At 36.6% G+C, this 6,100-nt stretch carries 7 protein-coding genes; all 7 read left to right on the top strand.

The window, feature by feature from the left end; translation table 11 throughout:
- Window positions 1-5: 5 nt before the first annotated feature.
- The 7 genes from ACQY56_RS10680 (at window position 6) to nifT (ending at window position 6,074) form a co-directional block, all read left to right on the top strand.
- Window positions 6-665, top strand: a complete 660-nt coding sequence (locus ACQY56_RS10680) for a nitrogenase component 1 (RefSeq protein WP_428743761.1) — start codon at window positions 6-8, stop codon at window positions 663-665.
- Window positions 666-716: 51 nt separating this feature from the next.
- Window positions 717-878, top strand: coding sequence for a hypothetical protein (locus ACQY56_RS10675; RefSeq protein WP_428743760.1), 162 nt, complete (start codon window positions 717-719; stop codon window positions 876-878).
- Window position 879: 1 nt separating this feature from the next.
- Window positions 880-2,427: a nitrogenase molybdenum-iron protein subunit beta gene (nifK, locus tag ACQY56_RS10670; protein ID WP_428738219.1), complete on the top strand. Its 1,548-nt coding sequence runs from the start codon at window positions 880-882 to the stop codon at window positions 2,425-2,427.
- 95 nt (window positions 2,428-2,522) lie between these two features.
- Complete coding sequence (locus tag ACQY56_RS10665) at window positions 2,523-2,942, top strand: TOBE domain-containing protein (RefSeq protein ID WP_428738220.1); 420 nt, start codon at window positions 2,523-2,525, stop codon at window positions 2,940-2,942.
- Between the two features lie 164 nt (window positions 2,943-3,106).
- Window positions 3,107-4,216 (top strand): aldo/keto reductase, encoded by a 1,110-nt coding sequence (locus tag ACQY56_RS10660; protein WP_428738222.1) that lies wholly within the window; start codon window positions 3,107-3,109, stop codon window positions 4,214-4,216.
- Window positions 4,217-4,219: 3 nt separating this feature from the next.
- Window positions 4,220-5,860, top strand: a complete 1,641-nt coding sequence (locus tag ACQY56_RS10655) for an L-aspartate oxidase (RefSeq protein ID WP_428738223.1) — start codon at window positions 4,220-4,222, stop codon at window positions 5,858-5,860.
- Between the two features lie 4 nt (window positions 5,861-5,864).
- Window positions 5,865-6,074 carry a putative nitrogen fixation protein NifT gene (nifT, locus tag ACQY56_RS10650; RefSeq protein ID WP_428738224.1) on the top strand — a complete coding sequence of 70 codons (210 nt, stop codon included), beginning with the start codon at window positions 5,865-5,867 and terminating at the stop codon, window positions 6,072-6,074.
- Window positions 6,075-6,100 lie beyond the last annotated feature (26 nt).

The raw sequence follows: 6,100 nt of genomic DNA, 5'->3' as shown, positions 1-6,100 counted from the left end.
ACCACATCGCTAATGATGCAGTACGTGACCACGTTCTGGGTGCTCGTGACGAAGATACTAGCTTCGAAACGACTCCTTACGATGTATCTATCATCGGTGACTATAACATCGGTGGTGACGCTTGGGCTTCTCGTACTCTGTTGGAAGAGATGGGTCTGCGCGTTGTTGCTCAATGGTCTGGTGACGGTACTATCGCCGAGATGGAACTGACTCCTAAGGTTAAATTGAACCTGCTTCACTGCTACCGTTCTATGAACTACATCTCTCGCCACATGGAAGAGAAGTACGGTATTCCTTGGATGGAGTATAACTTCTTCGGTCCTTCTAAGATTGAAGAATCTATCCGTAAAATTGCTGAGTTCTTCGATGACACTATCAAAGCTAAAGCTGAGAAAGTTATCGAAAAGTATAACGCTGAAGCGAAAGCGGTTATTGAGAAATACCGTCCTCGCCTAGAAGGCAAGAAAGTTATGCTTTACATCGGCGGCCTACGTCCTCGTCACACTATCGGTGCATACGAAGACTTGGGTATGGAAGTAGTTGGTACTGGTTATGAGTTCGCTCACGGTGATGACTATAAACGTACTAAAGAAGATATCGCTCGTTCAACTCTTATCTATGATGATGTTAACGAGTATGAGCTTGAAAAATTCGTTAAAAAATGAAAACCAGATTTAGTAGCTGCTGGTGTAAAAGAGAAATATGTATTCCAAAAAATGGGTCTTCCATTTAGACAAATGCACTCTTGGGATTATTCTGGTCCTTACCATGGATATGACGCATTCGCAGTATTTGCAAAAGATATGGATTTAGCTATGAACTCTCCAGTTTGGAATCATACTAAAGCACCATGGGAAACAGAAGAGGTAGGAGCTTAAGATGCAAGACGTAGAAAACATTGTTAATGGTCAAAAATTATTTCAAAAACCTGAGTACCAAGAAGTACTCGCAAACAAAAAACAATTCGAAGGTGCTGCTGGTGCAGTAGCTCCTGAGAAAGTTGAAGAGATTGCTGAGTGGACAAAAACTTGGGATTATCGTGAGAAAAACCTTGCTCGTGAAGCTATTACAGTTAACCCTGCAAAAGCTTGTCAACCACTTGGTGCTATCATGGTTGGTTTAGGTATTGAAAATACTATGCCATATGTTCATGGTTCACACGGTTGTGTTGCGTATTTCCGTTCATACTTTACTCGTCACTTCAAAGAGCCAACACCATGTGTATCTGACTCTATGAGTGAATCTGCAGCGGTATTTGGTGGTCTTTCAAATATGAAAGATGGTTTACGTAACTGTAACGCTATGTATAAACCAGAGCATATCTCAGTTTCTACTACTTGTATGGCTGAAGTTATCGGTGATGACTTAAATGCTTTCATTACTGGTGCTAGAGAAGAAGCTGAGGGTGAATTAGATGATTTACCAATTACTTATGCTCACACTCCATCATTCGTTGGTAGCCACATTACTGGTTATGACAACATGATGAAATCGACTTTAGAGCAACTTAACCCAGAAAGAAGCGAAAAAGTTGTTGAAGAGGGTCGTATCAACATCATCCCTGGTTTTGAACCGTACTTAGGTTCTTTAGCAGAGGTTAAAGAGATCGCTGGTATGTTCAGTGATAAAATCCATATGATCGGTGATCACGAAGCTCAATGGAATACAGGTGCTGGTTCATATTCACTATATGCTGGTGGTACTCCATTAGATATCGTTAAAACTGCTATCAATGCAGAAGCGACAATCTCTTTACAAAAATATTCTACAGTGCAAACTGCTAAGACTATTAAAAATAAATGGAAACAAGGTTATGAAACTTGTAATCCAATCGGTTTAGCTGGAACTGATGCATTCGTTATGAAACTTGCTGAACTTACTGGTAAAGAAGTACCAGAAGAATTAAAAGCACAACGTGGTCAACTTGTTGATGCTATGCAAGATTCTTATCCGTATATGCACGGTAAAAAATTCGCAATCTATGGAGATCCTGACTTCTTATTAGGTCTTGTATCTTTCATCGTTGAGATGGGTGGTATTCCAACTCACGTTCTTTGCCACAATGCGCCAAGAAAAGGTTGGGAAGATGATATGAAAGCTATCATTGCTAAATCTCAATGGGCTGAAGAATGTCAAATTTGGCCTGGTAAAGACTTATGGCACTTACGTTCATTACTATTCACTGAGCCAGTTGATTTCATGATTGGTAACGTATATGGTAAAGAGCTTTACCGTGATACTGGTACTCCTTTAATTAGAATTGGGTTCCCTATCTTTGATAGACACCACCTACATAGATACTCTATGAGTGGATATAAAGGTGCATTAAACTTATTAACTTGGATTACAAATTCTGTTCTTGATCAACTTGATGAAGAAACAAAAGATATAGCAAAAACTGACTATTTCTTTGACTGTGTAAGATAAGTATATTTATTCATTTATTCTCCCGCTAGAGAGGTTTTCCTCTCTGGCTTTTTTTTAACATAACGTTATGTAAAATATGATATAAGGAATTTTTGATGAAAATAAGTGCTAGAAATCAGCTCCAAGGTGTTGTACATTTTTTAGATGAGGGGACGATAGATACTTCGGTTTATGTTAGATTGCAAAGTGGATATACATTAGTAAGTATCATTACAAATGAAGCTGTAGCTGATCTAAAACTTGAGATGGGTGATGATGTAATTGTATTTTTTAAATCAAGCAGTGTACTGATTATGACAGATATATCTTTAGGAATTAGTGCACGAAATAAGTTTCAAGGAAACATAAAAAAGATTAAACATGCTGAAGTTACTGCTCAGATTGTCGTTGACATAGGAAACAATGAAAAAATAGTGTCTACTATAACGCAAGATGCTGTAGAGCTTTTAGAACTTCAAACAGACAAAAATGTAAGTGCTATAATAAAAGCAACGGATGTGATGATCGCAAAATAGTTTTTTAAAAATATTTCAAAGGAATAGTTCTTGTATATAGCAGATATAATAGCAAAGAGATTAGGGATTATTTTTATGGAATATGTAATTTTAGGATTAACGATGCTACTGTATGTTACTGGCATTGGATTATATGCAAAAAAAGTGTCTACAAAGGCTCAACAATGAGTCATGCGACACTAGAAGATACATACAATTTTGCAAAGAAATTTTCTCATTATAAAGATTTTTACACTAAGTCAAACGGATTGATATTTTCAAAACTTGGACTTGGTACATTTAATAAAGAGCCATATAAAGAGGAAAACTATGTTTTTCATTATATCGAGGGTGTAAAAGAAGCAGTTAGACAAGGTATAAATCTTATAGACACTGCAAGTAACTACCGCTATGGACAAAGTGAAAAAGAGATTGGTGAAGCCCTAGGAGAACTTTTTGAAGCAGGTGAAGCAAAACGCGAAGAGCTTATTATCTGTTCAAAAGGTGGATTTATCCAACTAGATTACCCATTTCCAGAAAATCCTTACACTTGGATTGAAGAAAATCTAATAAAAACAGGTTTCGCAACAAAAGAGGATATTGAACTTGATCAGCACTGTATGACTCCAGATTTTGTAGAGTGGAGTTGTAAAAGAAGTATAGAAAATTTAGGTGTTGATAATTTAGATATTTATTATCTTCATAACCCTGAGATGCAGTTAATGCGTTTAGGTGAAAAAGCTTTTTACAAACAGATTGAAAAAATATTTACTCGTTTTGAAAAGTTAGCTGATGAAGGTTTATTTCACAGTTATGGTGTAGCTGTTTGGAACGGTTTTACATCAGAAAACTCTAATGAGCTTATCAGTTTAGAAAAACTTGTTGAGTGTGCTATCAAAGTTGCAGGGATGAACCATAGATTTAAATATATTCAACTTCCTTTTAATATGGGGAAAACTGCAGCATATACAAATGAGACGCAAAAAGTGGATGGGATGCCATGTAGTGTGATTAATGCTGCACACAATCTTGGAATAGGTGTAATTAGCTCTTCAGCACTATTGCAGATGAATCTATTTAAAAAATCGTTTACGGCTGAGACGGGTGTTATTTTAGATGATAGTATGACACTGAAAAATGATATTCAATTAGCACTACAGTTCGTTCGATCAACTCCAGGACTTATAAGCTCATTATTTGGCTCGAAAGTTCCTGTACATGTGAGAGAAAATTGTGAAATTTCAAAAGTAAAAGCAGTTAAAAGAAGCAAATATGATTTGCTTTATAGGTTATAGTAGATGATCTATGACATTATAGTCGTTGGTGGTGGTGTGGCTGGTCTTATGGCTGCAATAGAAGCAAAAACTAGTTCAAATAAAGTTGCACTCATTACAAAGGGAAACTTGTTTAAATCAAACTCTGCGATTGCAAGTGGTGGTATAAACGCTGTTCTTGATCCAAACGATAAAGAGGCGATACGATTTCATGTAGTAGATACGATTCGTGGTTGTTTTGGACTTGAAAATGGAAAAGCTATCCGTTATATGTGTGAACATGCTCCGCACTTGATTCAAAAACTTGTTGATTACGGTGTAGAGTTTGACAAAGATGAAAACGGTAATATTGCACAAAGAAGTTTTGGTGGTGGACGGACTCAACGGACTTGTTACGTTGGTGATAAAACTGGTGCGGCTATTACACAAGCGCTTATAAAAAAAGCAAAGAGTGTAGGGGTTACATTTTTAGTAAATAATTTCATCATGAACTTAACAAGTTTAAATAACCGTGTAAGTGGAGTTGTAGCACTGCGTCGATCTGATTCATCAGTTGTTGTATATCCTGCAAAGTCAGTTGTACTTGCTGGTGGTGGATATGCTGGAATATACAGAGGGCATACTACAAATGCACAAGATTATTCTGGAGATATGTCAGCTATAGCACTTCGAGCGGGGCTTACATTAAAAGATATGGAGTTTGTACAGTTTCATCCAACAGGATTACATAAAACTTCTTATTTAGTCAGTGAAGCAGCTCGTGGTGAAGGTGGTTATCTTATCAATGAAAAGGGTGAGCGATTTGTCAATGAGTTAGAGCGTAGAAATGTTGTAAGTTATGCGATCTCTAAACAGATAGAAGCTGGACATAAAGTTTATATCGATCTACGCCACATACCAAAAGAGGTAATTGAAACAAAACTACCAAGCTTATATAAAGCTGCATATAATCAAGCAGGAATTGATGTTACACAAGAGCCACTTGAAATTCGTCCAGTAGCACACTACTCAATGGGTGGTATAGAATCAAACATGACAAAAACTGCACTTAAAGGCTTATTTGTATGTGGAGAATGTGCCGCTGAGGGGATTCACGGAGCAAATCGTTTAGGTGGAAACTCACTTTTAGAGGGTGTGGTTTTTGGAGAATTAGCAGGAGAGAATGCTCTTGCGTATTCTCAAAACAGAGAGTATTTACCAATTGACTACAACCAAGTTGTCAAAGATCAAAAAATGGTTGATTGGATTTTTGATCAAGATACCTCTAAAAACTTCAATGCTATGAGAATCTCTATGGGTGAATCTATGTTTAAATACGCTGGAATTCACAGAAGTGAAACGAGTTTGCAAAAAGCGTTTGATTATTTAAAATATCTTCGTAATGAAACAATTACTTTGCATTGTATTGACAAAACTAGACATAATAATGTAGAGTTAATCTCTATCTTGGAGTTAAGAAATGCACTAGAAGTAGCAGAAGCAGTAGTCCTTGCAGCAATGTTAAGACAAGAGAGCCGCGGTGCTCACCACCGAGATGATTTTCTTAAAGATGATTTTAGTCTTCAAAAATCGATCTTGGTAAGTGAGCCTAAAAAAGGGTATTTTGATGTGCGTTATGAGGACAAAGGGCTCATCAAATGGATACGAAATTTAATAAAAGGATAAATAAATGGCAAAAGTTATGTTAAGAGAAAGTGACGGAGAGATTTTTTTCTATATTGCAAAAAAAGATATGGAAGAAACAATAGAGACTTTAGAGTTTGATAGTGATGAAAAATGGGGTGGTGAAGTTGAGCTAAGTAATGGTGAAACTTGGTGGATACAACCTGGTCCAAAGAACTTACCAAAAGAGGAAGTTTGTAAAAAAATAGCAGACTGATTAAAACTTAGTCACTTTTTGCATAG

The organism is Sulfurimonas sp. (assembly GCF_050296975.1).
In the GTDB taxonomy this organism is placed as follows: domain Bacteria; phylum Campylobacterota; class Campylobacteria; order Campylobacterales; family Sulfurimonadaceae; genus Sulfurimonas.
Note: the sequence above shows the minus strand (reverse complement) of the source record. Positions and strands in the feature narration are given on the sequence as shown.